A 24,781-nucleotide genomic window follows, 5' to 3' on the forward strand; every position below is an offset into this window, starting at 1 on the left:
CCCCTGGACCATCACCCCGATATGTGACGGCTGTCATAGATCAACTACCTAATGCGGCTCGTGATGTGGCAATCGCATCCCAAGTGAGCTGCCTCACAATCGATTCGCGGCCGAGGTCAGCGGCTTGACCACAAGTTATGTTGAGGTATCACACTGCCCGCATGAGTACCACATCGGTCGATACCGAACTGGACGCCATCCGCGCGGTCGTCGCCACCGTCCAGCACGCCCAGCAGAACGAGCTCGTCGACGAGTTCGTCGGGCTGTTCCGTACGGACGCTATTTGGACCACGGGGCACGGTCGGCGCTTGTTCGGTCGGGCCGCGATCGCGGAGTTCACCGCCGAGGCGCTGCCCGGCGCCATGCAAAACGGCACGGCCACCTACGAGGTCGAGCACGTGCTGTTCATCCGTCCCGACGTCGCCGCGGTGAAGGTCGTCCAGCGCTACCTGAATCACGACGGCGAAATCACCGGCCAAGGCTCCCCGATGTACGTGATGTCGAAGGAGGACGGCCGCTGGCTGCTCACCGCCAACCAGAACACGCCGGTCGCCGACTGACACGATCCCTCCGCTGCCCGGGCGCGGCCCGGCAGTGGGGGACCGGCAGACTGAAGGGGTGAGTTCCCCTGCCGCGACCCCTGCCGATATCGAAACCTCCGAGCCCGTGCTCGGCGATTTCGGCGGGGGCGCGTTCGGGATCTACGTGCATGTGCCGTTCTGCGCCACCCGCTGCGGATACTGCGACTTCAACACCTATACGGCGGGCGAGCTCGGCACCTCCGCGTCGCCGCAGTCCTGGTTGGACGCGTTGCGTGGTGAATTGGCCACGGCGGCAGCGCGTTTCGCCGATTTGCCGACCGCGACCCCCGAGGTGGCAACGATCTTCGTCGGGGGCGGCACCCCCTCACTGCTCGGCGGTGACGGTCTCGCCGACGTGCTCGACGCGGTCCGCGCGAACTTCACCCTCGCCGCCGACGCGGAGGTCACCACCGAATCCAATCCGGAATCCACGAATCCGGCCTTCTTCGAACGGCTGCGCGCCGCCGGATTCACCCGGATCTCGCTGGGCATGCAGTCCGCCGCCGCGCACGTGCTGAAGGTGCTCGATCGCACGCATACGCCGGGACGCGCGGTCGCCGCCGCCGAAGAAGCGCGCGCGGCCGGATTCGAACACGTCAATCTCGACCTCATCTATGGAACGCCCGGTGAGCGCGACAGCGACCTCGACGCCAGCCTCGATGCCGTCCTCGGCGCGGGCGTCGACCATGTCTCCGCCTACTCGCTGATCGTCGAGGACGGCACCGCGCTGGCCCGGCGGGTGCGCCGCGGCGAACTGCCCGCCCCCGACGACGATGTCCTCGCCGCCCGCTACGAACGCATCGACGCTCGCCTGACCGCGGCCGGCCTGACCTGGTACGAGGTCTCCAACTGGGCCGCAGGCCCGGCCGCGGCCTGCAGGCACAACCTCGGCTACTGGGACGGCGGCGACTGGCTGGGTGCGGGCCCCGGCGCGCACAGCCACGTGGGCGGTGTCCGCTGGTGGAACGTCAAGCACCCCGCGCGCTACGCGGACCGGGTGGCCACCGGTGGTCTGCCCGCCGCGGGCTGGGAGGCGCTCACCGCCGACGAGCGCTACACCGAGCGCCTCATGCTCGCCGTGCGGTTGCGCACCGGTCTGCCGCTCGCCGACCTCGACGAGTTCGGCACGAACGCCGCCGACCAGATCGTCGCCGACGGCCTCGCGGCCCGGCACGACGGCAACCTGGTGCTCACCGACCGCGGCCGGTTGCTCGCCGACGGCGTGGTCCGGCGTCTGCTCGTGCCCTGACGCCCGCCCCCATCGCGTGGTTCGGGATTTTTCGCGGACTCCTGGGTTGGTTCGGCTATCGCTGAGCCGGTGATCCTTGTAGGCTTCGGATCAACCCCAAGGAGATTCATGTCCCCGGCACGACACATCACCCTCATCCACGAACCGGGCGAATTCGCCGAGGCGCGGGCAGCGGAAAAGGCCGAAAATGCGCGACAGAGCGCAGTGGCCGCCCGTACGGTCGCCAGTTATTCACAGAATGCCGATGATTGCCAGTCCCTATTGGCAATGCTCGGGTTGGACGCACTCGCCGGTAAACAAGCCAGAGTCTGCGACTAGCCTCACCTGCGCCCGAGGCGCGTGCCCGCCGGCTGAACCGCGGCGGTGGTGTGGCCTGATCTGGCTGCCGTACCGATTCCTCGTGCGCGGGCGCGTTTTCCAGTCGTCGCGGTAGTGTCGCTGCGACTGCGTCGTTTTATGTCCGCATCGCGCTGGTGCGGGACGATTGCTCGCGTCCTAGCGAGGCTCGGCGCGCCACATTACTCGCTGGTCTTCTGCGCCCTGATTCGGACATCCGCGGCGCGAGATCCGCCGAATCTTCGTATCGTTCAATGATCGGAATCAAAGCACCCAGGGGGAGTGCGATGGATTGTGCGCACCGAAACGACCTTGAACGAGTGGAACTGCTCTACGCGGTGCGGCACGGACAAAGCACCTCGAATATCGCGGCCGAGACCGGAACCTACGGGGAGACCGACGATATGGCGATCGGCCTGACCGACCTCGGGCAGCGGCAGGCCGCCGCCGTCGGACGTCGGCTGGTCGCGATGGCGCCCGACGAGCGACCCGAACTGGTCCTGTGCTCGCCGTATCTGCGCGCGGTGCGAACCTGGCAGGCGGCGGAGCGGGAATTATGTTCCGCGGCAGTGCCTTTGCCTTGCTACCGCGTGCACCCGCGGCTCTACGACCGGCATCGAGGACGGCTCGCCCACCTGCCCCCGGCTGCCGTGCGAGAACGCTTTCCCGACGAAGCCGCGCGAGAAGCCCGCGACCCGCTGGGCTACCGGCCGCCGGACGGTGAATCCTTTCGCGATGTCGCGGTTCGGTTGCGCGACGTGGTGGCCGACCTCGAAGCCGATCGGCGGCACCGTCGCGTGCTGATCGTGGCGCACGACGCGGTTGTGCTGTACCTACGGCAGATACTCGAAAATCTGACCGACACAGAGGTTTTGGCGATCACCGAGGGCGGGCTCGCCGGAAACGGCTCGCTCACCTGCTGGCGTAGAGCCGGGGACGGCTTCGCGCTCGAATCCTACGATCAGCGCGATCATCTGCCGCAGGAATGACTTTCGCGCCTGCGCTGAAATCAAGGCTCCAACAGGTTGTTTCGCATGGGCGGAGGCAGCGCGACGATCTGTTGCGAGATGTGGCGACGGACCTGGCCCACCCGAAGTTCGGCGGGCAGCGATTGCCAGACCTGACGGATCAGCGAGCGGGCCTGATCCGGGTCGCCCTGCCGGGTGCGCATCGCCGCCATGTCCAGGTCGAGCAGCGAGCGACCGACCTGATCCTTGTCCGCCATCGGCAGGCTCAGCATGCGCTGCCGCAGCTCCTCCGCCGCGCGCCAGTCGCCGATCGAGCTCAGCGCGTGCGATTGGTGCCAGCGCAGGATGTATTCCGAAATGCCGAGATTGTCATCGGATTTCGCGTCGGACGGCAGACTCGCGAACATCCGCTCCGCGGCCTGCACCCCCTCGATCGCCTCCCGGCGCCGACCGATCCTGGCCTGGATACCCGCCTCGGCGAGCAAGCCGAAGACCATGGCCGAATCCGGCGCCGAGCCGCCCGCGGCCTGAGCCGCACGGGCCATCGCCAGCCCCTGATCGAGTGCGTGGCGGTAACACTCGTGCGTGTGCGCCATGTGCCCGTGCAGCCACGCCTCCACCTCCCGGTCGCCGGCCAGCCGCGCGGCGCGGCGCGCCTTGTAGAACCACATGAACGTGTCGTGCAGATCGGCGACATCGTTCATCCGAAAGGCGATGAGCCCGGCCAGAACCGCCTCGATTCGATGCAAGCGCCGATGCATGTCGGCGGAGTGGTCGGTCAGCTGCAATTGCTGCACCTGCGCCAAATCCCGCATGCGCGCTGGGATGTACTCCGAGGGCGGCAGCACGTAGACCAGATACCCGCAGAGCGCGAGGCTGGATTCCAAGGCGCGCAGTATCTCCCACGCCGTCGGCCCACCGCGCACCACGGCGGGCAAGACGATTCGACGCGCGGGCGCGTCATCGGTGTAGTCGTGGCCGAACCCGAGCCGATCGGGCCGGGTGCGATACAACCGGCACAACGCGTCGAGGAACTGATACGACGGCATGTCCAACCCGGTCTCCCAGCGGGACACGCTCTGATGCGACAAACCGCGACACGGTGATTCGGCATTGACGATCTGCTGCAACCGCTGTGCGACATCGACGAGCGTGAACCCGTAGGCGATACGATGGGCGCGCAGCAGCGACACCCCGCAGTGCGCCCGAACGGCATGGACTGTCTCCCAGGTCGAAGACCCAGCGGCTTCGAATTCGCGTACGACACGGCGTCCGCACGCGATGCTGTGCTGACTGCTCACCCCTGCTCCAGATGACTGGCTATGCACTGATCGGACGTGCGCCGGCCTCGGCAACGTCCGCGCCATCGACGGTATCCCTGAGCTGGTCCAAGGTCCAGGTTCGTGCGGTTCTGCGCGCGATGCGTGCAAGCGAGCCGACGACCCTGGCCCGGCCTGTGCGCCGGCGGCAGGCTGTTGCGCATGAAAAGAATCAGAATCGTCGGTGGGGTCCCGGCGAGCCCGTGCCAGACCGGTGCGGAGGGACACTCGTCGTTCATCACGCAAATCGCGCACGTGCTGACCGCTGTTGGGACCGTGGTGACCGCTTTGGCGGCCTTTGTCGCCTGTGCGGCGGCACTCAATACCTGGAGTGTGAGCGTTTTGGCCGCGGCATGGGTGGTGGCGGGATGGTTGGCGCGTGGTCGCCGATGCCACTGCGCCGCTGATCGCAAGCATGCCCGCAGCCACCAGGTCGTGGAGGGGGCCGTCTAGGCCCCTGACAACCAGAGGTGCCTGCTCAGGCGTGAGCGACACCTGAAAAAAACCCGTCAGTACGGAACTGGCGGTGCGTCGCGCTGGGTAGGCTCAGCGCATCAACGGCACCGCGCTCGCACAACGCAGAACATCTATCGACCTGCGTGGTATCGGTGCGTTGATCTTGCTCACCGCATCGTTCGCCATGCTCACCGTGTTCTCGCGGTTTCTCGACACCGGATTCACTGTCGCCCAACAAGTTTACCTACGCGCCGGTGTCGCGTTCGTGATCGCGGCGTTCGCGTTCGGCCGCTGGATTCGGTGGCGGGTGATATTTCGCGCAGGCGTCAGGGAATGGTCGGTGATCGTGGCGCGCACCGTCTTGCTGTACGTCGTCGGCACAACACTGTTCGCGAAGGCCGCGACGATGACGACGGTCAGCAATATCTCGTTCATCGCCGCCCTACCGCTGGTCGCGGCACTGGGATTGGTGTTGCGCAGGGTGTCCGTTACCGCGGTGCGAATCTTTTTCGTCAGTGGGTCCGCGATCGGGGTCGCGATCTTGTCCGGCTTCGGTATGAGCTGGGGCGGACCGCTTTCCGGTAAACAGGGTGACGCGATCGCGTTGCTCGCCATGATCGCGATCTCGCTGAGCTACCTCGGCCGGGACTGGCACAGCGGCACGTTGAACAACTACGAGATCACCGCGCTGACGCTCGGGGTCGGTGCACTGGGCGTCGCATTGACCTCTTTGTGCCAGTGGGAAGGTCTGCCGCAGGTGCCCGCCGACGTCCCGCCCGCGATGCTGTGGACGGCGATCGGAATCGCGGGCGGGCTGAGCGTGCTGAACGTCTTCCTGATGAATTTCGCCTTCGAGCGGGTGGATCCGGTGCAGGGCGGCAATCTGCTGACCCTGGAATGCGTCTGGGGTCTGCTGTTCGGCCTGCTCTTCTTCGGTCAGGTGCCGTCCTGGGCAGGCATCGCGGGCGGGGTGCTGATCGTATTGTGCGCGGTGGGACTCAACATCGCCGACGGGCGGGCACCGGCCGACCCGCAACGCGGTGAATCGGTTCCGGTCCAAGTGGACCAGCGCGAACAACCGGATTCGGTGAAATGGACGCAGCTGCCGGGCGCTCCGGAACCGCTGCGCGCGGAGGATGCGGCGCAGTACGCCGGCGACGACGTGGCGCAGTACGCCGGTGCCGTCGGGCCGGTGTTGCCGGGATCCGGTTCCGGCCAGGAGCAGCGCTGAGTGGGCTGCCAGGTGTAGCGCTGAGCGGGCGGCAGGTATAGCGCTGAGCGGGCTACCAGGTGTCTTGTGTGTCCGCCAACCGCTCGAGCGAGCGGTCGATCCAGGTGGCGAACTGGGCGGTGAGGTCGGCCGGGGTGGCGGGGCGGACGGCGATGTGCGGGCCGCGGGCCTCGGTGTAGCGGCCGTCGTCGGTGATGTCGTGCCACTGCAGGACATGCCACGGATCGGCCTTGGTGTGCCACGGTGCGGCGACGAGCACCGCGGTGCCGCCGCCGTCGGCCGGGCGGCCGAGGAGGCGCTGGTACTGCTCGCGCGGGGTCTGGCGCGCCACATCCTCGAAGTAGCCGTTGCGGCGCCCACCGATGTCGTCGGGATGGAAGGTCGCCGGCGCGGCACTGCCCGGCGCGCAAGACGGAATGGATTGCACGACACGGGCGGGCAAGGCTTCCGGCCGGAACATCCGTACCCGGATCGGGCCGTGCTCGGCTTCCGTGCCCGCCTGCATCAACGTGACCGCGCGATACTGATTGCGTGCGCCGATGATCCGGTACTCCCGGAAATCCCCTGGCCCGGTGCTGTTCTTGTGTCTGCTTGTGCCGCCGAGGATCTCGATCCGCAGATCCGAGGTGCTCAGCGTGTGCAACGCCAGCTGGATCTCCTCCAGCTCATCGGCGGAGTAGCGGTCGCGGACCGCGCGCCGGTGCGCCGCGAACTCGTCCCGCAAAGCGAACCGGCTGGTGTAGCGCAGCGGGCTGGGCAACCGATCATGAGCATCGGAATACCAGAGCGACGCGAAATCGTCCGGCTCCCAACTCCACTCAGCCATGCCTGCTCTGCTCTCCTTCACCTGGTTCGATCTTGCCCGCGGGAAATGGCGGCCCGCGCCGCTACCACCATGTTTCGTCCGGTACGTCAGGTGGGGACGTCGCCGCCGATCACACCGCCGGGCACCGTCTTCGGGAGCTCACCGAGCAGCTCGTCGGTGTTCTCCTGCGTGATCAGGTAGTCGGGGATCTTGTGCTCGGCATCGTCATCGGACTTGCCGCGCGCCCCCGCTCCCGGAGCGCCCATGCCGGCCGGGCCGGTCGTACCCCGCGCCGCGGCCGCCGCCGCGGCGGCCGGGTTGCCCGAGGTGCCCGGTGTAGTGGGCACACCGGTGCCGGGGATGCTGCGGCCCGGCTGCGGTGCGGTGCTCGGCGTTCCCGGGCTACCCAGGCTACCCGGGATGCGCGGGCTGCCGGGACGGCCCGTGGGGCCCGGTGCGTATGGCGTGCCGGTGCCCGTCGAGACCGTCTTCGTCGGATCCGTCGCGGTGCTCGGACTCTGCGTCGTCGACGTGGTGCCGGCCGGCGTCGTCTGCGTGCCGCTCGGAGACGTGGTCGAGGACGGCGTGGTCTGCTCGGACGCCGCCGGATCGGTCTGCTGCTCCGTCGTACCCGGCTCGTCCGGCTTCCCGTCCCCGTTCGTGTCGCCCGGAACCCCGGAGTTCGTAGAACCGGGATCGGTGCCAGGAGACGCAGGTTGCGAAGGCTGACCGGTGCTCGTGTTATCGATGCGGTAGCCGCCAGGGGGAGGGGCGGGGATGTCGACCGCCTTCGTGGGGCTGGTGGGGGTGGGCAGCACGGGGATCTTGCCGTCGATTTGGCTGAATGGCTTCACGTAGTGCTCATTCATCGCGACACGTGCTTTTTGCGTCTGCTCCGACTGATCGGACTGCAGATCCCAACGGTTCGGCGGCCACAACCATGATGTCCACGTGACGACCACCGGATCGGGAATCGCCTTCTTGGTGTTGACGATTGCGGTCGCGGCGTCACGCACGCGGGTGTGCAGCTCGGCGAGGGACGGAGTCAGCGCCAGGGCATCGGCTGTGTAGTCGTGGATCGACTTCTTCGACGCCTCAGCGGCCGGGCCGGACCACGCCTGGGCGATCGAGTTCTGGATCGAACGAGCGAAGGTGTCGACGCCCTGCTCCCAGAGCTGGTGCATCTGCCAGTATCTTTCGGCCTGGTTGATCGCTTCGGTCGTGTCCAGCGGATCGAAAGCGTCCTTGATCTCCGGGTGATCCCAGCTGTCGGTGTGCTCGCCGCCGCCTGGGATCCGTGGGGGTTCGTATCCGCTCATCGGGCAGTTCCGTCCGGGAGGAGGTAGGGGCCGGCAGGGAGTTGGGCCGGAAGCCGTTCCGGGAGGGTCGTGTTCAGTTGAATGAATGAGGTGGCGAACTCGCTGTCAGCCTGCATCATTCGCTCTCGGACCGCGCGGTATGCCTCCTGAATGTCCTCGACGATCTTGTAATGCTGGTCCATGATCGCGTAGACATCGTTACTGTCTTTCGACTGCTTGGCCTTTTCCTTGAACCGGTCGACAACGGTTTTTCCAGAGACCATCTTCTCGGTGTTCTCGCCCAGGCCCCAGGTCGGTTGTCGTGCGATTTGCTCGGCAAGTCCTTGGATCTGTCGGATCGCGCCCTTGAAGAACTCACAATCTCGGTCGATGTAAACGAACTCTTCCGGCTTCATCGTGACCGTCGCGTGCCCATCCCGGGCTGCGTTGATCAGGTTTGCCATGGGTCGAGCTGCTGGCGTCGTGTCGTCGCCCATTGGGTCTGTCCCTCCCGGTGAGTACGGTCGTCCACGCGCCTACGCGGTCGTGGGTATGGTCGGCGCGATCTTCTCAGCAAGAGACCTGGTCAGGTCACATGTATTCAGATGGCCGGTGGCGCGGTTCGACGCTGGGTTGGTGAGATTGATTTCAAGGCTGCCGCCCTTCATCTCCACATTGACCGTGCATGCGGCTTCGGGGTGATCGTCGACTTGCCTCGTCGAGATTGCGCGCCGACTCCCGATCGTGAATTCCTGTGTATCAGGGAATTTCTTCTCCGCCACCATCCCAAGGGTGATGTTTGTCGTCTGAATGCTCGCCGCGTACCCATCGGGTTTTACCCACATACAGCCCCGCCACTTGATTCCGCCATTGGCGTTCGAATCGTTTGGAATCTTCTGCTTCAGCTGGTCCGAGTCCAGTACCGCTTGCGGGATATCAGTACACGGGTTGAACCCTGCCGGAACATCGGCCGCGAGGCTTGGTTTCGACGTGGACGGATCACTCGTCTTCCCCGGCCCATCCTCCGACGGTCCGCATCCTCCCGCGACAAGTACCGCGCCCAGTGCGAGGATCCCCACCGTCCAAGACTTCGACCTGCGTGTCATCGGGTCCTTCGCCTGCCGGTGCCGATTCGGGTCATGCGGGGTCGGACCGGCTTCTCCGCCCCCTGTCAGCTCACCCTGACGCTACCGACTGCGTCTACCTGGGTGCAAGCGTTGCAGTCCAGGTCGGCAGCCTTTTGGCACCCGCCGGTAGGGTGGGCGGCGGGAGCCCGGTGGTTGGTACCGTGACGTTCCCGTCCGGTTGGATGTCGCTGTCGATCAGTACTTCTCGGCCTGATTGATCGCATCGGTGGTGTTGAGCGGGTCGAAAGCGTCCTTGATCTCCGGGTGATCCCAACTGTCAGTATGCTCGCCGCCTCCGGGAATCTGCGTCGGCTCATAGCCGTTCATCGGCCGGTCCCGTCGGGGAGAAGGTACGGTCCTGGTGGAAGCTGGGCAGGGGGTCGCTGCGGCAATGTTTCGCTCAAATGAGTGAACTCCTGTGCGAATTCGTTGTCCGCCTGCATCATTCGCTCTCGGGCTGTTTTGTGAACTTCTTGGATATCCTCAACGATCTTGTAGTGCTGCTCCATGATCGTGTAGACGTCGTTCCCGTCGGATGCTTGCTTGGCTTTCTGTTTGAAGCGCTCAACGACAGTTTGTCCGGACACCATGTTTTTCGTCGTTTCACCAAGGCCCCAGCTGTCTTGCCGTGAGACCTGCTCCGCGATGCTTTGGATCCGGCGGATCGTACGCTTGAAGTACTCGCAGTCACGATCTACGTAGACAAAGTCCTCCGGCGTCATCTCGACGGTCGCCTGGCCCTCCCGTACTGCGTTGAGCAAGTTCGTCATTGGACGCGCGGTCGGTGTCGTGTCCTCGCTCATATGGTTCTATCCCTCCCGATGAACGCAGTCGTCCGTGTGGTCACGCAGCGTTGGGTATCGCCGGTGCGATCTTCTCCGCAAGTCCACGCGCCAGGTCGCACGTGTTGAGGTGTCCTGTGGCTTTACCGGACGGCGGGTTGGTGAGGTTGAGTTCGAGACTCCCGCCCTTCATTGCCACATTGACTGTACACGCGGCATCCGGGTGGTCATCGATCTGACGGGTCGATATTGCGTGTCGGCTCCCGATATCGAATTCGCGAGTGTCTGGGAACTTCTTGTCGCGGACCATATCCACCGTGATATTCGTTGTTTGGATACTTGCCGCGTACCCGTCTGTCTTTGCCCAAAGGCATCCGCGCCACTTTATACCGCCGTTGGCATTCGAATCATTGGGTGTCTTGTCCAGAAGTTTTTCGGAATCGAGCACTGATTGAGGGACGTCATTGCAGGCATCGAACCCTGCCGGAACATCGGCCGCGAGGCTTGGTTTCGACGTGGACGGATCACTCGTCTTCCCCGGCCCATCCTCCGACGGTCCGCATCCTCCCGCGACAAGTACCGCGCCCAGTGCGAGGATCCCCACCGTCCAAGACTTCGACCTGCGTGTCATCGGGTCCTTCGCCTGCCGGTGCCGATTCGGATCATGCGGGGTCGGACCGGCTTCTCCGCCCCCTGTCAGCTCACCCTGACGCTACCGACTGCGTCTACCTGGGTGCAAGCGTTGCAGTCCAGGTCGGCAGCCTTTTGGCACCCGCCGGTAGGGTGGGCGGCGGGAGCCCGGTGGTTGGTACCGTGACGTTCCCGTCCGGTTGGATGTCGCTGTCGATCAGTACTTCTCGGCCTGATTGATCGCATCGGTGGTGTTGAGCGGGTCGAAAGCGTCTTTGATGTCGGGGTGTTCCCAACTGTCGGTGTGCTCACCGCCGTCGGGAATGCGGGGTGCCTCATACCCGCTCATCGTGCGGTTCCATCCGGGAGAAGATATGGGCCGGCAGGCAGCTGAGCTGGAGGTCGCTGAGGGAGCGACTCGTTGAGTCGGTTGATATCGCTGGCGAATGTGCTGTCAGCCTGCATCATTCGTTCTCTGACCAATCGGTGGACTTCCTGGATGTCTTCAGCGATCTTGTAGTGCATCTCCATGATGGCGTAGACGCTGTTGCCGTCCTTGGCGCCGTTGGCTTTCTCCTTGAATCGCCCGACCAGCGTGCTGGCCGACACCATGAGATCGTTGGCCTCGCCGAGGCCCCAATGGTCTTGTTGCGCTACCAAGTCCATGGTTCGCTGGATCTTCTGGATGGCATCCTTGAAGTACTCACAGTCGCGGTCGATGTAGACAAAATCCTCGGCCTTCAATTCGATCGCCAGGCGCCCCTCCCGCGCCTCGGTGAGGATGTTGGCCATCGGCCGTGGTATCTCGTTGTCGCTCATTTCTCAACCCTCCCGACGAATCTGATCAGTGTGCGGTCATACACTGGCAGGCATGGTCGGCACCACCTTCTCAGTCAGCGTGCGGGCGAGTTGACAGGTGTCGAGCGCCCCCGTCTTCTTTCGAGATGGCGGGTTGCTGAGGAAGACCTCTAGGCTGCCGGCTTTCATCTCCACATTAACGGTGCACACCGCTTCGGGGTGATCAGTATTTTGCCGAGTAGATATCGCCCGACGACCGTTAATCGTGAACTCAAGTGCGCCCTGAAATTTCTTGTCACGCACCATGTCAACGGTCAAGTTCGTAGTTCGGATGCTCGGTGAGTAGCCATCTGTCTGTATCCAGGCGCAGCCACGCCATTTAATGCCGCCGGCGGCATTCGAATCCTCTTTCTCTTTGCTGCGCAGCTGCTCTGAATCAAGCACACTCTGGGGGATGTCGTTGCATGGGTCATAGTCACTCGGTGCATCGGCGGCGAGGCTGGGTTTGGAGCTGGAAGTGTCCCCATTCTGGGTCGTGCTCGGGGATCCATCGCCCTTCGAAGGCCCGCATCCTCCCGCGACAAGTACCGCGCCCAGTGCGAGGATCCCCACCGTCCAAGACTTCGACCTGCGCGTCATCGGGTCCTTCGCCTGCCGGTGCCGATTCGGATCATGCGGGGTCGGACCGGCTTCTCCGCCCCCTGTCAGCTCACCCTGACGCTACTGACTGCGTCTACCTGGGTGCAAGCGTTGCAGTCCAGGTCGGCAGCCGTGGCGTCGCCACCCGCTACGACAAACTCGCCATGACCTACCGTGCGGGCTTCGTCATCGCGCTGGTGGTCGAGTGGCTCAGACTATTGGGAGACATGACCAAGTGTGTCGAAGGGTCCTATTTACGCGCTCACCGCCTCCGGGGAGGTCAGTCATGTCCATTTTTCTCTCGACGTGACCGATCCGATCACTCGATACGCCTGCCGGGATTGCTGATATTGACGTCGAGCCGCTGTTGCCGTCGTCGGCGCCTTCCGCCTTCTTCTGGATGTTTCGGATCACATCCTTGAAGTAGTCGCAGTCGCGATCGATGTAGACAAAGTCCTCCGCCTTCAGCTTGATGGCGAGCCGCCCCTCACGTGCCTCGGTGAGGATGTTCGCCATAGGTCGAGGTTGTTCGCTGTCGTCCGTCATATCCGTTTCCCTCCCAACGCGACTGAGTCGATCACTGTCTATGCGCCTGCCGGGATTGCTGACGCCACCTTCTCGGCCAGTGTCCGGGCGAGCTGGCACGCATCGGTACTCCCCGTTTCGCGATTTGACGGTGGATTACTGACATCGAAGTCGAGACTGCCGTGCTTCATCTCGACGTTGACGGTGCACGCTTCTTTGATATATGGGCCGTCGAACTGTCGTGTCGATATCGCTTCGCGTCCGCTGGCGGTGAATTCGGTCGTCTCCGGAAAGTTCTTTTCCCGGGTCATTTCCACAGTTATATTAGTCGTCCTGATACTTACGAAATATCCGTCCGTTCGGCCGTAGCGGCATCCGCGCCATTTGATCCCGCCGTTGGCGCTGGAGTTTGCTTCCCCGCGGTTCCGCAGCTTCTCGGAATCCAACACGCTCTGCGGGATGTCCTTGCATGGATCGAATCCGGCCGGAACGTCGGGCGAGAGAGACGTCTGAGCCGTAGATGGATCGCTCGTCTTCCCTGGCCCATCCTCCGACGGTCCGCATCCTCCCGCGACAAGTACCGCGCCCAGTGCGAGGATCCCCACCGTCCAAGACTTCGACCTGCGTGTCATCGGGTCCTTCGCCTGCCGGTGCCGATTCGGATCATGCGGGGTCGGACCGGCTTCTCCGCCCCCTGTCAGCTCACCCTGACGCTACCGACTGCGTCTACCTGGGTGCAAGCGTTGCAGTCCAGGTCGGCAGCCTTTTGGCACCCGCCGGTAGGGTGGGCGGCGGGAGCCCGGTGGTTGGTACCGTGACGTTCCCGTCCGGTTGGATGTCGCTGCCGATCAGTACTTCTCGGCCTGATTGATCGCATCGGTGGTGTTGAGCGGATCGAAAGCGTCCTTGATCTCCGGGTGATCCCAACTGTCAGTATGCTCGCCGCCTCCGGGAATCTGCGTGGGTTCATAACCGCTTATCGGCCCGTCCCATCTGGCAGGAGGTAGGGCCCGGCCGGAAGCTGGACCGGCGGACGCTCCGGCAGTGTCTCGTTCTTATGATTGAAGTCGGCGGCCCAGGCGCTGTCAGCCTGCATCATGCGTTCCCGGATGGCTCGATGAACTGCCTGAATATCTTCCACAATTCGAAAGTGCTGTTCCATCAGTTCCCACACGGAGTTGCCATCACCGGCGCCTCTCGCCTTGCTCTTGAAACGGTCTACGAGAGTGCGTGCGGACACCATCGGAGCGTTGTTTTCCCCTAGGCCCCAGTGCTTTTGGTCCGACACCTCAGCCATGATTCGCTGTATCTGCCGTATGACGCCTTTGAAGTACTCACAATCGCGGTCGATATAGACGAAGTCCTCGGCCGTCAGGGTGACCGTCAGGTTCCCCTCACGTGCAGCACTGATCATGTTGGCCATTGGCCGCGGCGTGTTGTCGTCGCCCATGCGATTCCTCCCTGCAGGTGCGCCCGCTCGTTAGTCGCGCAGTCATGCAGTGGCGGGTATTGACGGCACAACTTTCTCGGCCAAGGATCGGGCCAAGTCGCACGTATCGAGATGGCCGGTCATCTTATTCGATGCCGGATTGGTCAGGCCGAACTCTAGGCTTCCGCCCTGCATTTCAACGTCGAGGGTGCACTCGGATTCGGCGTGATCGTCGGACTGGCGTGTTGAGATTGCTCGTCGACCGTTGATAGTGAATTCACGAGTATCAGCAAACTTCTTGTCGCGCACCATGTCCACGGTTATGTTGGTGGTCCTGATACTGCCCGCATAGCCATCTGGCTGTACCCAGAGACAGCCACGCCACTTGATGCCGCCCGACGCATTTGAGTCGTCGGTGATCTTCTGTCGCAGCTTCTCGGAATCCAACACGGCCTGCGGGATGTCCTTGCATGGATCGAATCCGGCCGGAACCTCGGGCGAGAGAGATGTCTGAGCCGTGGACGGATCGCTCGTCTTCCCTGGCTCATCCTTCGAAGGCCCGCATCCTCCCGCGACAAGTACCGCGCCCAGTGCGAGGATCCCCACCGTCCAGGACTTCGACCTGCGCGTCATCGGGTCCTTCGCCTGCCGGTGCCGATTCGGATCATGCGGGGTCGGACCGGCTTCTCCGCCCCCCTGTCAGCTCACCTGACGCTACCCACTGCGTCTACCTGGGTGCAAGCGTTGCAGCCCAGGTCGGCAGCCTTTTGGCACCCGCCGATCGGGGCGAGCGGCGGGAGCCCGGAACCCGCGGTGGTATGGATTCGGGGCTCCGGCTCGGATCACGGCGGCGGCGCGATCGGGTCTTTCAGTTCGTGTACTCCGCCACGATGGATTCGATGAGGGCGCGGCTTCGGGGTTCGTCTAGTGCGGCGCGGCGTAGGTCGTCGTAGATTTGCTGGTAATGGCGCACGTCGTCGGCTTTGTCGAGATATTGCGCGTCGAGGTGCCCGTCCAGGTAGACGATGGGCGGCTCGGTGAGGTGCGCCGTTGGATGCGTGGGGAATTCGAGGATCACGAACGCGCCCGCCGTCAGCCCGCCGTAGGCCGCGGAGTCGAGCGGAATCACGCGGATGGAGACGTTGCGCAGGTGTCCGACCTGGGCGAGATGCCGCAGCTGAGCCGACATCACCGCCCGGCCGCCGATCGGGTGTCGCAGGCTGCCCTCGTCGACGATCACCTCGATGCGCAACAACCTTTCGGGGGTCGTCAGTCGGAACTTCCGGCGGTCGAGCAGTTCGATTCGTCGTTCGATCTCCGCTGCGGACATGTTCGGCGCGCCGGCCTCGAGTAGCGCACGGTGGTATTCCGAGATTTGCAGCAGGCCGGGGACCAGCGTCGCGTGATAGGAAATCGTTCGCCGCGCCGCCTCTTCCAGGCCGAGGAACAGGGCGAAATGCTTCGGGACGATGTCACCGTAGGCCTGCCACCATCCGGTGCGCTGCGTTTCACCGGTGAGCGCGAGCAGCATCCCGGTGACGTCGTCGCGTGCTCCATACACCTGGCACAGTCGCTCGACGAACAATGGATTGAACCGCACCGGTTGCCCGGTCTCCATGCGCCACAGCGTTTGCTTTCCGACACCGATCGCAGTTCGTGCGAATTCGGCGGTGACTCCTGCTTTTTCGCGGAGTTCGCGCAATTGACGCGCCAGAATGCGCCGGGACAGGGTGGATCCGGTGGGGGTCACGACAGTTCCCTTCGTAAGGCTCGCTATCGGCCAGGTTTGCAACTGGAACCTCAGGGACGGGAATCCTGGAACCCTGTGAATTTTCGCTGTGCCTCGGTGTCGAGGCGTTCCCGCCGATCAATCCCCGGTGCTCTACTGAACGTGCGCCCCGGTCCGTGTCATCGAAGTCCTGAAACCTTATCGGCGACCACGGGTCCAGGTCCACACCGACCGGGCGCACCAAGCGACCGATCGGGGGAGTTCACGTTGACCACGCATGACCTGGCGGCTGCCCGCTGTCGTTGTGTCCGCGTCACGACGAGTGTAGTCCGGTGAGCGAGGCGGGGGCCGCCGCGTCCGAGGCACTCGCAGCGCAACTGGGGAACCAACTGGGGAAGTGCCCGCTACCGACGAGAAGTGAAGTGCTGCAAGCCTGTCGGGATGCGGTGCGTGACGGCCATCCGCTGCTGCGCGCCGCGGGGGAGCTGACGGCGCTGCATCGGCGTAGATTGATCTTGGCGCGCCGAATCACCGGGGAGATCGATGAATACCGTGCTCAGCAGGTCCACGCCATCGATCGGTGGGTCGCGCCCCGGCTACCGGTCGCGCACGGCGGCGCCTATCTGCACACCGAGACAGTCGGCGCGGTGCTCGACCGGCTGGCCCGGCTCACCGCCCGCGCCGAAGCCGCGCTGGCCGCCGAGTCCGACTGGGACATCTGGTTCGCGTGGGAGCGTCTGGCCGAACTCTCGGTCGGGTACGAGGATCTCGTCGCGGAACTCGCGACCGGTCGTCGTCGCCTACCGACCGGATCGTGATCATGAAATGTATTCCTACGGTAACGATTCGAGCAGTGATTCGAGTTGGCAGTGCCGGGTATTCGGGAACCGATAGAGCGGCGTCTTCCGGTCGGTTAACCTGCCGGAGATCGTTCGACAAGCCGAGGGAGTTGCCGGTGATCGTGGGCGGCAGACGGCAATGGTCGACCGTGGCGGCGATAGGCATGGTTGTCACCGCGTTGTGCGGCTGCGGGACCATCACCACGGGAGACACCGTACAAACAAGTGTGGAAGTCAGTGCGCCGCAAGCGGCGAAGGCTTCTAGGGGTATTCCAGGATCGGCCGAATTGGCCGCTATCGCACCGGGTACCGGCGATCTCATGGCGCGAATCCGGGGCACCGACCCGTGCGCGCTGTTGAATCGCGATATCGCCCAACGCCTCGGCGCATTCCAGAATTTCGATCGGGCCCCCGGCTTCGAGCGCGGCAGCAGCTGGACCGGGTGCGGCATGTCGATCACCGCCGCCGACGATCCGGACGCGAACTACTACTTCAACATCGAACTCGACAAGCTCTACACCGCGGACAAACAGGCGCTCGACAAGCCCGAACAGATCAACGGCCGCACCGTCTATCGCGCCGCGGTCAGCGACGACAGCAGGTCCGACGCGTACCGCTGCGACTACCGAATCCCGGCCGGCGACACCGGTTTCGCGCACACGATCTCCGTCGCCAAGGTGACCAGCCCGAAAAAGACGCCCGTGCCGTGGTCGCAACCCTGCCAGTTCACGAGGGGCTACCTCGCCGCCACCCTCGACGACCTTCTTGCGCTACCGCCACACCACCTCGACGGACCGACCGGAAAGTCGCTGGCGCAACGTGATCCGTGCGCCGCCGAACCGCAGATCAGCGCGCAGTTCCTCGGCTGGAAGATGACCTCGGTCGGGTGGAGCCGGGCTTATAAGTGCGCGATCACCATCGTCCAGCCCGGTGGTTCGCACCGCGCGACCGTCGAGGTGTCGTTCGAGCGCAACAACGAGCGGATGGTCAAAACCGGCGAGGTCCTGCGGGTGCCCTCCGGCGTCGACGGCGGCCAGGCCATCCAGTACGGCCGCCACCTCACCCTCGACGGACTGACCGGCACCGAACTGCGCACCGTGCAATCCACCGACCCCACCCGCCAGAACACCAGCTGCGCCATCACCCTCAACTACCGTCGCGCCGACCCACCCACTGCCAACAACGCCCACCTCATCCACGTGGCAGTGAACATCGCCCCCGCCAGCCCACCTTTCCCCTTCGACGCCTGCACCCAAACCACCCAGATAGTCCCCGTGGTCCTGCGCTCCCTGCCGTGAGGCGGTGCGTCCTAGTGCCCCGTCCAGGAACTAGCTGCAGACCATCATTCGGTCCGGTGTCGACCCGTTCACCCAAGCCGAAGCGATCTTGCGTGCGACGGCGCGATAGAGCATGCTCTCGGAACCGGTTTCGGGTGAGATCGTCTCGGCTGCCTTGTCCAAGATCACCGTCTGCTCGGAACCTTGCCCATCGGTGTATGCATAGCGAACAAACTTGTTGTCCTCGTTGACTTTTCGGATCTCCGCATACAGCGCCATAATTTCCCCTGAATCGATATCGACCGTAGACGGTAACCCGCCCGCTGCTCAGTCTGCCAGGCCCACAAGCCATCCGGTGGTAACCAAATCGAGGTGCATGATCGCCGCCAGGTTGGTCAACCGCTGTGTTCTCCGTATCAGCCCAACGCAGCTCAGGAAACGCCCCATCCACCCGCGCGGTCGGTTCGCCGATCGCCGTGACGAGGGTGGTGCTCATCCGGTCGAAAGCGTCGTCGATCCCTTTCCTCCCTGCCGCATCATCGGGGAGCAACGTAGCCACCGCCACCTCGATCCGCTCCGCGTCCCCGCCCCGCTCGATCACATCCCAAGTACCGGAACGCAGGCAGGCATTGAACCGAATCCAGTATCGGGACAAAGAGATTGGATCGCGCCAGCCGAACACAGCCAGTAGCACGCCGAAGTCGTCCATCCGCCACGACCACACCCAGCGCACGTAGTTTGTTCGCCAGTTCGATGAGGGCGTGCCGACCTGCAATGTCGCGAGATGTTCGACGAGCTCAGCGATGAACTCGACCCAGTCGGTTATGTCAACCCACGATCCTGCACCCCAACGGCTTCAGATCGTTTCCCGCGATCACTTCGGGGCGACGATGGCGTACAGCATGAGGAGCACGAGTACTGCGGACAACGTCCACACGAAGTAGGCCCAGAGCATGCCTCGTGGCTGTTGGGGAGCGGGGCCGATCGTGCCGACGAACCGGTTGATAATGGGGGTGCGATAGAAGACGGGAGTGCTGCAACCTTCGGCAACGGGTACGACAGCTTCGGCTTCTCCGATCGTGGGTGTGCCAGCGCTGCCCAGAAAGCCGGTGAACGGCCACCATTTCGGGAAGGGGCCGGTGTCGATCCGCACGTGGTGCTGACCGGGCCCGACTGGTATGTGCGTTGCCCCCCATTTTGTTTCAGGGACGAGCTGTCCGTTCACGCGGATCACGGGGCGTGTCAGGATCTGCACTCCGAGCCTTGGTTTGCATGAGGTGTTGACTGCTATCCCGGTCGGTCCTGGCTCGGGCACGAACGTGCCGGGATCAGGCATCGGCGGTGGTGTGTAACCGGCAGGCATACGGTCGGCGTTGGCGAACTGTTGCCACGCCGACTGCGGGGGATTGTGCGCTTGTGCAGGTAGGTACGGCTGGTATCGGTGGTCGGCCCGTGCACCCGCATGCGGCGGAGACGGCTGAGGATGATGTCCGAGGAGTGGTTGTCCGGTCGGCCCGGGCGGCGGCCCGCTGCGCTGTGGCGGAACCACGGGCCGTGGCTGTCCATGCCATTGCTGTTGTCCCCCAAAAGGATTGCTCATCACTTCCCTTGTAATCGATTGCCAACCAGACCGAGTTCTACGCTGGGGCTTCTTCTTTCGGCTCGAGTAACTTCAAAATCACACCGCCGATCTGCTGCACGTACGGCATCAGATCAGCCAGAGCCTTGCGCAGTTTGACCAGCAGAGCGGTGATCTTCACGCCGTCACGGCCGATGCGCTGCAATACCGCGGCGGCGACGTATGGCCCCGCTGCGCCGGCGCTGAGTGCGAGTTCAAGCGTGTACGCAACCAGCGCACCCGCGAGGCTGGCGCAGATATCGCCGATCAGACCGCGGATCGCACCGACGATCTCTTTCGCTTTCGCTAGGAGTTCGGACATACTCGCCGCGACACCGCCTGCGGCGTTGATGTGGTCGGTCATCTCGGTGGCCCGCCGACGGTAGGCGTCTGCCGCGGCGCCGGACCAGTCCGCAGTGTCCGCTCGCAGCGCTTTCTGCCAGTCGTCGGCAACTCCCGTCATAGCTTTGGAGATCTCACCCCAGGAGTTCGCGTAAGCCTCGACCATGTCTGGATTGCCGGCCAGGCCGTCCAGCACTTTGCGGTAGGGCTCTATGTGTTCGAACATCCAGCTGGCGATCTGGCTACCGACGTACCCGAAGGGATCGGTGACTGCCTCATGGACGTCGAGGCCGAGCCCTAGGCCGCCCAGTGCGGCATCGAGGGGCTTGGCGCCTTTGAGATCGACATACGCCTGCCAAGCATCACCGGCAGTCGTTCCTTTCAGGATCTCCAGGATCCCATTTTCGTCCTTGGACAAGCCGACATTGTGGTAGGGGAATAGCGTTTCTTGGAAGTACTCGTCGCGATAGTCGGTATTGCCGACGATGAGTGGATTGTCCTTCGGCTTCGGCGCGTCGTTCAGGCCGACCGTGAGCACATTTTCATTGATGTAGTTGCCGATTCGAGTGCTCATCAGCGCCCCTGCTGGGCGCGTTGCATGGCGTCGCGCAGTTCATCCAGCGTGCGTGCCCATGACTCGTCCCACTCGTCGAACTTGTCGGAGACGGTGCCGAGCTTGCTGGGGATCTCGGCGGTCTCGCCTGCGGCCTTGGTGATTGCTTCGACTGTGCCGCGGTTGTTGTCTTCCAACAGCGAATTGACGATCGAGCGGACCATCCACCCGTAGCCGTCGTCTGCATTCCCAAGGTACGCAGCGGCTTCGACGGCGTTGGTCAACGTACCCATGAATCCCTGGACAGTTGATGCGTGGGTACGTAGTTGGTCGGTGATGACTTGAAGTTGCTCGTTGCCCATCGCTACTCCGTCCAGCGCTTGTTGCGGTAGTACTCGTCCTCGTCGGCGGGGTCCATGGTTGCCGCTGGCGCTGACTGAGGTTCGGTTGTGGCCGTATAGGACTCCTCGTCGGGAAAGCGGTCGGCGTACCGGGACAACACGCTGGCACCGATCGCGTCGGTACCGACCATGTCGTGTACCAGGTCGGTCATGACGCGGCGCAGTCTTGCCTGCGCCCTACGCAACGTCGCCATCACCTCGGCCGATACCGCCGAAGGATCCATTCCCTTTGTGGCCGAAGACAGTTGGATATCGGTAGGGACGCCGTGACTGTCGACGGTTACGCTGACGCGGTTGCCATCGGAACTCTCGGTCACCCTCGTCGCATCCATCCGGACTTGCAGGCTCTGATAGCGCTGCGCCTTACGCTCCAGGTCTTCCGACCATTGGGTGAGGTCGCTGATGGTTTGGCCCAAAGCGTCGGTCATCCATTCCCCTTCGCGCAGAACAATTTCGTGAGCAGTAGTAGAGCACGGTATCCAAAGTGGCGTACGTCGATCGTTGTCCGGTGGCGCACGTACCGGGATTCGATCGGTTACTCACTTCGACGCGGGGCGCCCGGCTTCGGTTCCATCAACTTCCGTCCATGCCGTGTGAAACCGGCGCGGCGGTCGCGACACGCGGTCGTCGGGAGGCGGCTCTCACGGTGTGCGAGCGGGGCGAATCGGGTATGGGCAATTAGACTGGTTAACCAGACGGACCGGGATGCACAGGGTGTTGTGCGATGGGATCGGGTTGTCGGTGGCGTGCCCGAGGACGAAGCGAGGAGGTGGGGCCGATGTCGAGCACCGAGGACAGGCGCTTCGAGGTCCTGCGCGCGATCGTCGCGGACTATGTCGCGACGAAGGAGCCGATCGGCTCGAAGAGCCTGGTCGAGCGGCATAATCTGGGTGTTTCCAGTGCGACGGTGCGCAACGATATGGCGGTGCTGGAGGCGGAGGGCTACATCACGCAGCCGCACACCAGTTCGGGCCGGATCCCCACGGACAAGGGCTATCGGCAGTTCGTGGATCGGATCGCCGAGGTGAAGCCGCTCTCGGGTGCGGAGCGCCGGGCGATCATGGAGTTCTTGGAGTCCGGCGTCGATCTGGACGATGTGCTGCGCCGCGGGGTGCGGCTGCTGGCCCAGCTGACCAGGCAGGTCGCGGTGGTGCAGTATCCGTCGGTCTCGGTGTCGACGGTGCGCCACATCGAGGTGGTCGCGTTGAATCCGGCGCGGCTGTTGCTCGTGGTGATCACCGACACGGGGCGTGTCGATCAGCGCCTGGTGGAGTTGGGCGCGCTGATCGATGACGAGGATTTGGCGGCGCTGCGCGGCATGCTCGGCGGCGCGATGGACGGCAAGCGGCTCGCCGCGGCGTCGGCGGCGGTGGCGGAGCTGCCGGAACGGGCGCCGCTGCGGCTGCGGGACGTGCTGATCCGGGTGTCGACGGTGCTGGTGGAGACGCTGGTGGAGCATCCGGAGGAACGCCTGGTGCTCGGCGGGACGGCGAACCTGACCCGCAACGCGGCCGACTTCGGGTTCCCCGGTTCGCTGCGTGACGTGCTCGAGGCGCTCGAGGAGCAGGTCATCGTGCTCAAGCTGCTCGCGGCCGCGCAGCAGCCGGGCACCGTGACCGTGCGGATCGGCGAGGAGACTCAGGTCGAGCAGATGCGCGGCACCTCGGTGGTGTCGACCGGTTACGGCACGGCGAGCACGATCCTGGGCGGCATGGGTGTGCTCGGTCCGACGCGAATGGACTACCCGGGCACCATCGCCTCGGTCGCTGCGGTCGCTCGCTATATCGGCGAGGTCCTCGCCGAACGCTGACAGCTCCGATGCCGCTGCTACCCTCGAACTTCCGGCCGGATAAAGTTGAGTGCATCCGACTAATGCCGGGCATGCGGTTGGAACGGTGACGGCACCGTCGGGCACTGTCGAGAACGACCAAGGACTAGAGAACTCAAGTGGCACGGGACTACTACGGACTGCTCGGCGTCGCGAAGAACGCGACCGACCAGGAGATCAAGCGCGCCTATCGCAAGCTGGCTCGTGAGCTCCACCCCGACGTCAACCCCGACGAGGTGGCGCAGGCCAAGTTCAAGGAAGTGTCGGCCGCCTACGAGGTGCTGTCGGATCCGGAGAAGCGGCGCGTCGTCGACATGGGCGGCGATCCGCTGGAATCCGGCGGCGGTGGCGCGGGCTTCTCCGGTGCCGGCTTCGGCGGGCTCGGCGACGTGTTCGAGGCGTTCTTCGGCGGCATGAGCGGTGCCTCCGGCGGCACGCGCAAGGCGCGCGGACGGGTGCAGCCCGGCGCGGACTCGCTGCTGCGCACCCGTCTGAGCCTGGCCGAGTGCGCGGTCGGCGTGACCAAGCACCTGACCGTCGACACCGCGATCCTCTGTGACGTGTGTACCGGCGCGGGCACCAACGGCAAGTCGAAGCCGGTGCGTTGCGAAACCTGCGGCGGCGCGGGTGAAGTGCAGTCCGTGCAGCGCTCCTTCCTGGGCCAGGTGCTCACCTCGCGGCCCTGCCCGACCTGCCGTGGCGCCGGTGAGACCATCCCCGACCCCTGCCACAAGTGCGGCGGCGACGGCCGGGTGCGCGCGCGGCGTGAGATCGCGGCGCCGATCCCCGCGGGCGTGGCGAACGGCATGCGGGTACGACTGGCCGCGCAGGGCGAGGTCGGCCCCGGCGGCGGCCATGCGGGCGACCTGTACGTGGAGATCGTCGAGCAGCCGCACGACGTGTTCGTCCGCGACGGTGACGACCTGCACTGCACGATCCGCGTGCCGATGGTCGACGCCGCGCTGGGCACCACCGTGGTGATCGACACCATCCTCGACGGTCCGACCGAGCTGACGATCGCGCCCGGCACCCAGCCCGGTGAGGTTTCGGTGCTGCGCGGCCACGGCATGCCGCGGCTGCGTTCCGGTGCGCGCGGCGACCTGCTCGCGCACCTGGACATCGTCATCCCGAGCAAGCTGGACAGCAAGCAGACCGACCTGCTGCGCAAGTACAAGGGCACCCGCTCCAGCGAGCGCGCCGAGGTCATGTCTACCCAGTCCGAGCACAACAGCGGTCTGTTCGCCCGGTTGCGGGCCTCGTTCAGCGGGCGCTGATTGGCTGCGACGGTCTTCTACCTCGACGAGGTGCCCGAGCCGGGCGCCATCGCCGTGCTCGACGGCCCGGAGGGCAGGCACGCCGCGACGGTGCGCCGGATCCGGGTCGGTGAGCCGATCACGCTTTCGGACGGACGCGGTGTTCTCGCCGAATCGGAAGTGGTTGCGGCGCAACGCGACCGGCTGGAGCTTCGGGTCCGCGACCGGGCGGTGGCACAACCGGTTTCGCCCAGGGTGACTGTGGTACAGGCGCTGCCCAAGTCCGATCGTTCGGAGCTGGCGGTCGAATTGATGACCGAGGCCGGCGCCGACGCGATCGTTCCGTGGCAGGCCGCGCGCTGCATCGCGAACTGGGAAGGCAAGGCGGGCAAGGCCGTCGACAAGTGGCGGGCCGCCGCCCGCTCGGCCGCACGGCAGTCTCGCCGCGCCTACATCCCCGAGGTCGCCGATCTGCACCGCACCCGTGACGTGCTCGACCTGGTCCGAAAAGCCAAGGCGGACGGCGCGATCGTCGCGGCGCTGCACGAATCGGGTACCGGCCGCTTCACCGAGCTGGCGTTCGGCGCGGCGCCCGGCGTGATCCTGATCGTCGGCCCGGAGGGCGGCCTGGACGATGCCGAACTGGGTGCGCTGGCCGAGGCGGGCGCCGATATCACCCTGCTCGGCCCCACCGTGCTGCGTACGTCGACGGCTGCCGCGGTGGCGCTTGGTGCGCTGGGAGCGCTCACCACACGCTGGTAACTCGCG

General features: G+C 64.7%; 31 protein-coding genes and 1 pseudogene. 10 read left to right on the forward strand and 22 right to left on the reverse strand.

The window, feature by feature from the left end:
* Positions 1 to 161 precede the first annotated feature (161 nt).
* From F5X71_RS09435 to F5X71_RS09450, 4 genes are all read left to right on the forward strand, one after another.
* Entirely contained in the window at positions 162 to 560 is a 399-nt protein-coding gene (locus tag F5X71_RS09435) for an SgcJ/EcaC family oxidoreductase (protein ID WP_167461596.1), read from the forward strand.
* A gap of 88 nt (positions 561 to 648) precedes the next feature.
* Complete coding sequence (gene hemW, locus F5X71_RS09440; protein ID WP_428981483.1) at positions 649 to 1,830, forward strand: radical SAM family heme chaperone HemW; 1,182 nt, start codon at positions 649 to 651, stop codon at positions 1,828 to 1,830.
* 108 nt (positions 1,831 to 1,938) lie between these two features.
* Complete coding sequence (locus tag F5X71_RS09445) at positions 1,939 to 2,148, forward strand: hypothetical protein (RefSeq protein ID WP_081868749.1); 210 nt, start codon at positions 1,939 to 1,941, stop codon at positions 2,146 to 2,148.
* A gap of 338 nt (positions 2,149 to 2,486) precedes the next feature.
* A complete protein-coding gene (locus tag F5X71_RS09450; protein ID WP_167461598.1) occupies positions 2,487 to 3,155 on the forward strand; it encodes a histidine phosphatase family protein in 669 nt (222 codons plus the stop codon).
* Between the two features lie 20 nt (positions 3,156 to 3,175).
* Here F5X71_RS09450 and F5X71_RS09455 read toward each other — a convergent pair whose 3' ends face one another.
* A complete protein-coding gene (locus F5X71_RS09455; RefSeq protein ID WP_167461599.1) occupies positions 3,176 to 4,435 on the reverse strand; it encodes a helix-turn-helix domain-containing protein in 1,260 nt (419 codons plus the stop codon).
* Between the two features lie 631 nt (positions 4,436 to 5,066).
* On the opposite strand from F5X71_RS09455, the gene F5X71_RS09460 reads away from it, so the two are divergent.
* Entirely contained in the window at positions 5,067 to 6,140 is a 1,074-nt protein-coding gene (locus F5X71_RS09460; RefSeq protein ID WP_167461600.1) for a DMT family transporter, read from the forward strand.
* 52 nt (positions 6,141 to 6,192) lie between these two features.
* On the opposite strand, the gene F5X71_RS09465 is transcribed toward F5X71_RS09460, so the two are convergent.
* The 15 genes from F5X71_RS09465 to F5X71_RS09525 all read right to left on the reverse strand — a co-directional run bounded on the left by F5X71_RS09465 (position 6,193) and on the right by F5X71_RS09525 (position 15,923).
* Complete coding sequence (locus tag F5X71_RS09465; protein ID WP_167461601.1) at positions 6,193 to 6,966, reverse strand: ESX secretion-associated protein EspG; 774 nt, start codon at positions 6,964 to 6,966, stop codon at positions 6,193 to 6,195.
* An 86-nt stretch (positions 6,967 to 7,052) separates the two neighbouring features.
* Positions 7,053 to 8,264, reverse strand: coding sequence for a hypothetical protein (locus tag F5X71_RS09470; RefSeq protein ID WP_167461602.1), 1,212 nt, complete (start codon positions 8,262 to 8,264; stop codon positions 7,053 to 7,055).
* Positions 8,261 to 8,740 (reverse strand): hypothetical protein, encoded by a 480-nt coding sequence (locus F5X71_RS09475; protein WP_238815802.1) that lies wholly within the window; start codon positions 8,738 to 8,740, stop codon positions 8,261 to 8,263. The genes F5X71_RS09470 and F5X71_RS09475 overlap by 4 nt, the downstream gene beginning before the upstream one ends.
* A gap of 39 nt (positions 8,741 to 8,779) precedes the next feature.
* Positions 8,780 to 9,322 (reverse strand): DUF3558 domain-containing protein, encoded by a 543-nt coding sequence (locus F5X71_RS09480; RefSeq protein ID WP_238815803.1) that lies wholly within the window; start codon positions 9,320 to 9,322, stop codon positions 8,780 to 8,782.
* Positions 9,323 to 9,565: 243 nt separating this feature from the next.
* Positions 9,566 to 9,697, reverse strand: coding sequence for a hypothetical protein (locus F5X71_RS37430; protein WP_275106777.1), 132 nt, complete (start codon positions 9,695 to 9,697; stop codon positions 9,566 to 9,568).
* A complete protein-coding gene (locus F5X71_RS09485; protein ID WP_238815804.1) occupies positions 9,694 to 10,173 on the reverse strand; it encodes a hypothetical protein in 480 nt (159 codons plus the stop codon). The genes F5X71_RS37430 and F5X71_RS09485 overlap by 4 nt, the downstream gene beginning before the upstream one ends.
* Positions 10,174 to 10,213: 40 nt before the next feature.
* Positions 10,214 to 10,756, reverse strand: a complete 543-nt coding sequence (locus F5X71_RS09490; RefSeq protein WP_238815805.1) for a DUF3558 domain-containing protein — start codon at positions 10,754 to 10,756, stop codon at positions 10,214 to 10,216.
* A gap of 243 nt (positions 10,757 to 10,999) precedes the next feature.
* Complete coding sequence (locus F5X71_RS37435) at positions 11,000 to 11,131, reverse strand: hypothetical protein (RefSeq protein WP_275106778.1); 132 nt, start codon at positions 11,129 to 11,131, stop codon at positions 11,000 to 11,002.
* Positions 11,128 to 11,601 (reverse strand): hypothetical protein, encoded by a 474-nt coding sequence (locus tag F5X71_RS09495; RefSeq protein ID WP_238815806.1) that lies wholly within the window; start codon positions 11,599 to 11,601, stop codon positions 11,128 to 11,130. The genes F5X71_RS37435 and F5X71_RS09495 overlap by 4 nt, the downstream gene beginning before the upstream one ends.
* Before the next feature lie 36 nt (positions 11,602 to 11,637).
* Positions 11,638 to 12,192: a DUF3558 domain-containing protein gene (locus F5X71_RS09500; protein ID WP_238815807.1), complete on the reverse strand. Its 555-nt coding sequence runs from the start codon at positions 12,190 to 12,192 to the stop codon at positions 11,638 to 11,640.
* A gap of 237 nt (positions 12,193 to 12,429) precedes the next feature.
* Positions 12,430 to 12,735, reverse strand: a complete 306-nt coding sequence (locus F5X71_RS09505) for a hypothetical protein (RefSeq protein ID WP_167461606.1) — start codon at positions 12,733 to 12,735, stop codon at positions 12,430 to 12,432.
* A 68-nt stretch (positions 12,736 to 12,803) separates the two neighbouring features.
* Positions 12,804 to 13,376, reverse strand: a complete 573-nt coding sequence (locus tag F5X71_RS09510) for a DUF3558 domain-containing protein (RefSeq protein WP_167461607.1) — start codon at positions 13,374 to 13,376, stop codon at positions 12,804 to 12,806.
* 344 nt (positions 13,377 to 13,720) lie between these two features.
* Complete coding sequence (locus F5X71_RS09515) at positions 13,721 to 14,194, reverse strand: hypothetical protein (protein ID WP_238815808.1); 474 nt, start codon at positions 14,192 to 14,194, stop codon at positions 13,721 to 13,723.
* A 42-nt stretch (positions 14,195 to 14,236) separates the two neighbouring features.
* Positions 14,237 to 14,779 carry a DUF3558 domain-containing protein gene (locus F5X71_RS09520; RefSeq protein WP_238815809.1) on the reverse strand — a complete coding sequence of 181 codons (543 nt, stop codon included), beginning with the start codon at positions 14,777 to 14,779 and terminating at the stop codon, positions 14,237 to 14,239.
* A gap of 262 nt (positions 14,780 to 15,041) precedes the next feature.
* Positions 15,042 to 15,923: a helix-turn-helix domain-containing protein gene (locus F5X71_RS09525; RefSeq protein ID WP_167461609.1), complete on the reverse strand. Its 882-nt coding sequence runs from the start codon at positions 15,921 to 15,923 to the stop codon at positions 15,042 to 15,044.
* Between the two features lie 401 nt (positions 15,924 to 16,324).
* Between F5X71_RS09525 and F5X71_RS09530 the strand changes: the two genes are divergently transcribed.
* Positions 16,325 to 16,720 carry a DUF4254 domain-containing protein gene (locus F5X71_RS09530; RefSeq protein WP_238815810.1) on the forward strand — a complete coding sequence of 132 codons (396 nt, stop codon included), beginning with the start codon at positions 16,325 to 16,327 and terminating at the stop codon, positions 16,718 to 16,720.
* 185 nt (positions 16,721 to 16,905) lie between these two features.
* Positions 16,906 to 18,039, forward strand: coding sequence for a DUF3558 family protein (locus F5X71_RS09535; RefSeq protein ID WP_167461611.1), 1,134 nt, complete (start codon positions 16,906 to 16,908; stop codon positions 18,037 to 18,039).
* Between the two features lie 30 nt (positions 18,040 to 18,069).
* Here the strand turns inward: F5X71_RS09535 and F5X71_RS09540 are convergent, their stop codons facing one another.
* The 6 genes and pseudogenes from F5X71_RS09540 to F5X71_RS09560 all read right to left on the reverse strand — a co-directional run bounded on the left by F5X71_RS09540 (position 18,070) and on the right by F5X71_RS09560 (position 21,360).
* The gene (locus F5X71_RS09540; RefSeq protein WP_167461612.1) at positions 18,070 to 18,297 is read right to left on the reverse strand and encodes a hypothetical protein; all 228 of its coding nucleotides are present in this window, start codon (positions 18,295 to 18,297) and stop codon (positions 18,070 to 18,072) included.
* A 136-nt stretch (positions 18,298 to 18,433) separates the two neighbouring features.
* A pseudogene (locus tag F5X71_RS37710) lies at positions 18,434 to 18,751 on the reverse strand (DUF6301 family protein); the annotation flags it as partial.
* Positions 18,752 to 18,892: 141 nt separating this feature from the next.
* The gene (locus F5X71_RS09545) at positions 18,893 to 19,273 is read right to left on the reverse strand and encodes a hypothetical protein (protein WP_167461613.1); all 381 of its coding nucleotides are present in this window, start codon (positions 19,271 to 19,273) and stop codon (positions 18,893 to 18,895) included.
* A gap of 382 nt (positions 19,274 to 19,655) precedes the next feature.
* Positions 19,656 to 20,552: a hypothetical protein gene (locus F5X71_RS09550; protein ID WP_167461614.1), complete on the reverse strand. Its 897-nt coding sequence runs from the start codon at positions 20,550 to 20,552 to the stop codon at positions 19,656 to 19,658.
* On the reverse strand, positions 20,552 to 20,893 hold the full coding sequence (locus tag F5X71_RS09555) for a type VII secretion target (RefSeq protein ID WP_167461615.1): 342 nt from the start codon (positions 20,891 to 20,893) through the stop codon (positions 20,552 to 20,554). The genes F5X71_RS09550 and F5X71_RS09555 overlap by 1 nt, the downstream gene beginning before the upstream one ends.
* Positions 20,894 to 20,895: 2 nt before the next feature.
* Entirely contained in the window at positions 20,896 to 21,360 is a 465-nt protein-coding gene (locus F5X71_RS09560; protein WP_167461616.1) for a YbaB/EbfC family nucleoid-associated protein, read from the reverse strand.
* A gap of 350 nt (positions 21,361 to 21,710) precedes the next feature.
* Here F5X71_RS09560 and hrcA point away from each other — a divergent pair, with 350 nt between their 5' ends.
* The 3 genes from hrcA to F5X71_RS09575 all read left to right on the forward strand — a co-directional run bounded on the left by hrcA (position 21,711) and on the right by F5X71_RS09575 (position 24,775).
* Positions 21,711 to 22,742, forward strand: a complete 1,032-nt coding sequence (gene hrcA / locus F5X71_RS09565; RefSeq protein ID WP_014982744.1) for a heat-inducible transcriptional repressor HrcA — start codon at positions 21,711 to 21,713, stop codon at positions 22,740 to 22,742.
* A 137-nt stretch (positions 22,743 to 22,879) separates the two neighbouring features.
* Positions 22,880 to 24,034 (forward strand): molecular chaperone DnaJ, encoded by a 1,155-nt coding sequence (gene dnaJ, locus F5X71_RS09570; RefSeq protein WP_167461617.1) that lies wholly within the window; start codon positions 22,880 to 22,882, stop codon positions 24,032 to 24,034.
* Positions 24,035 to 24,775, forward strand: a complete 741-nt coding sequence (locus F5X71_RS09575; protein WP_167461618.1) for a 16S rRNA (uracil(1498)-N(3))-methyltransferase — start codon at positions 24,035 to 24,037, stop codon at positions 24,773 to 24,775.
* Positions 24,776 to 24,781: the final 6 nt, after the last annotated feature.

The sequence above is a fragment of the Nocardia brasiliensis genome (assembly GCF_011801125.1).
GTDB lineage: Bacteria > Actinomycetota > Actinomycetes > Mycobacteriales > Mycobacteriaceae > Nocardia > Nocardia brasiliensis_C.

Bases quoted from the DNA above. Each gene is read 5' to 3' on its own strand.
- F5X71_RS37435 (WP_275106778.1), bottom strand. From the start codon at position 11,131: ATGAGCGGGTATGAGGCACCCCGCATTCCCGACGGCGGTGAGCACACC.
- F5X71_RS09445 (WP_081868749.1), top strand. From the start codon at position 1,939: ATGTCCCCGGCACGACACATCACCCTCATCCACGAACCGGGCGAATTC.
- F5X71_RS09475 (WP_238815802.1), bottom strand. From the start codon at position 8,740: ATGGGCGACGACACGACGCCAGCAGCTCGACCCATGGCAAACCTGATC.
- F5X71_RS09470 (WP_167461602.1), bottom strand. From the start codon at position 8,264: ATGAGCGGATACGAACCCCCACGGATCCCAGGCGGCGGCGAGCACACC.
- F5X71_RS09485 (WP_238815804.1), bottom strand. From the start codon at position 10,173: ATGAGCGAGGACACGACACCGACCGCGCGTCCAATGACGAACTTGCTC.
- F5X71_RS09505 (WP_167461606.1), bottom strand. From the start codon at position 12,735: ATGGCGAACATCCTCACCGAGGCACGTGAGGGGCGGCTCGCCATCAAG.
- F5X71_RS09550 (WP_167461614.1), bottom strand. From the start codon at position 20,552: ATGAGCACTCGAATCGGCAACTACATCAATGAAAATGTGCTCACGGTC.
- F5X71_RS09535 (WP_167461611.1), top strand. From the start codon at position 16,906: ATGGTTGTCACCGCGTTGTGCGGCTGCGGGACCATCACCACGGGAGAC.
- F5X71_RS09515 (WP_238815808.1), bottom strand. From the start codon at position 14,194: ATGGGCGACGACAACACGCCGCGGCCAATGGCCAACATGATCAGTGCT.
- F5X71_RS09495 (WP_238815806.1), bottom strand. From the start codon at position 11,601: ATGAGCGACAACGAGATACCACGGCCGATGGCCAACATCCTCACCGAG.
- hrcA (WP_014982744.1), top strand. From the start codon at position 21,711: ATGTCGAGCACCGAGGACAGGCGCTTCGAGGTCCTGCGCGCGATCGTC.
- F5X71_RS09560 (WP_167461616.1), bottom strand. From the start codon at position 21,360: ATGACCGACGCTTTGGGCCAAACCATCAGCGACCTCACCCAATGGTCG.
- F5X71_RS37430 (WP_275106777.1), bottom strand. From the start codon at position 9,697: ATGAACGGCTATGAGCCGACGCAGATTCCCGGAGGCGGCGAGCATACT.
- F5X71_RS09435 (WP_167461596.1), top strand. From the start codon at position 162: ATGAGTACCACATCGGTCGATACCGAACTGGACGCCATCCGCGCGGTC.
- F5X71_RS09465 (WP_167461601.1), bottom strand. From the start codon at position 6,966: ATGGCTGAGTGGAGTTGGGAGCCGGACGATTTCGCGTCGCTCTGGTAT.
- F5X71_RS09540 (WP_167461612.1), bottom strand. From the start codon at position 18,297: ATGGCGCTGTATGCGGAGATCCGAAAAGTCAACGAGGACAACAAGTTT.
- F5X71_RS09510 (WP_167461607.1), bottom strand. From the start codon at position 13,376: ATGACACGCAGGTCGAAGTCTTGGACGGTGGGGATCCTCGCACTGGGC.
- F5X71_RS09555 (WP_167461615.1), bottom strand. From the start codon at position 20,893: ATGGGCAACGAGCAACTTCAAGTCATCACCGACCAACTACGTACCCAC.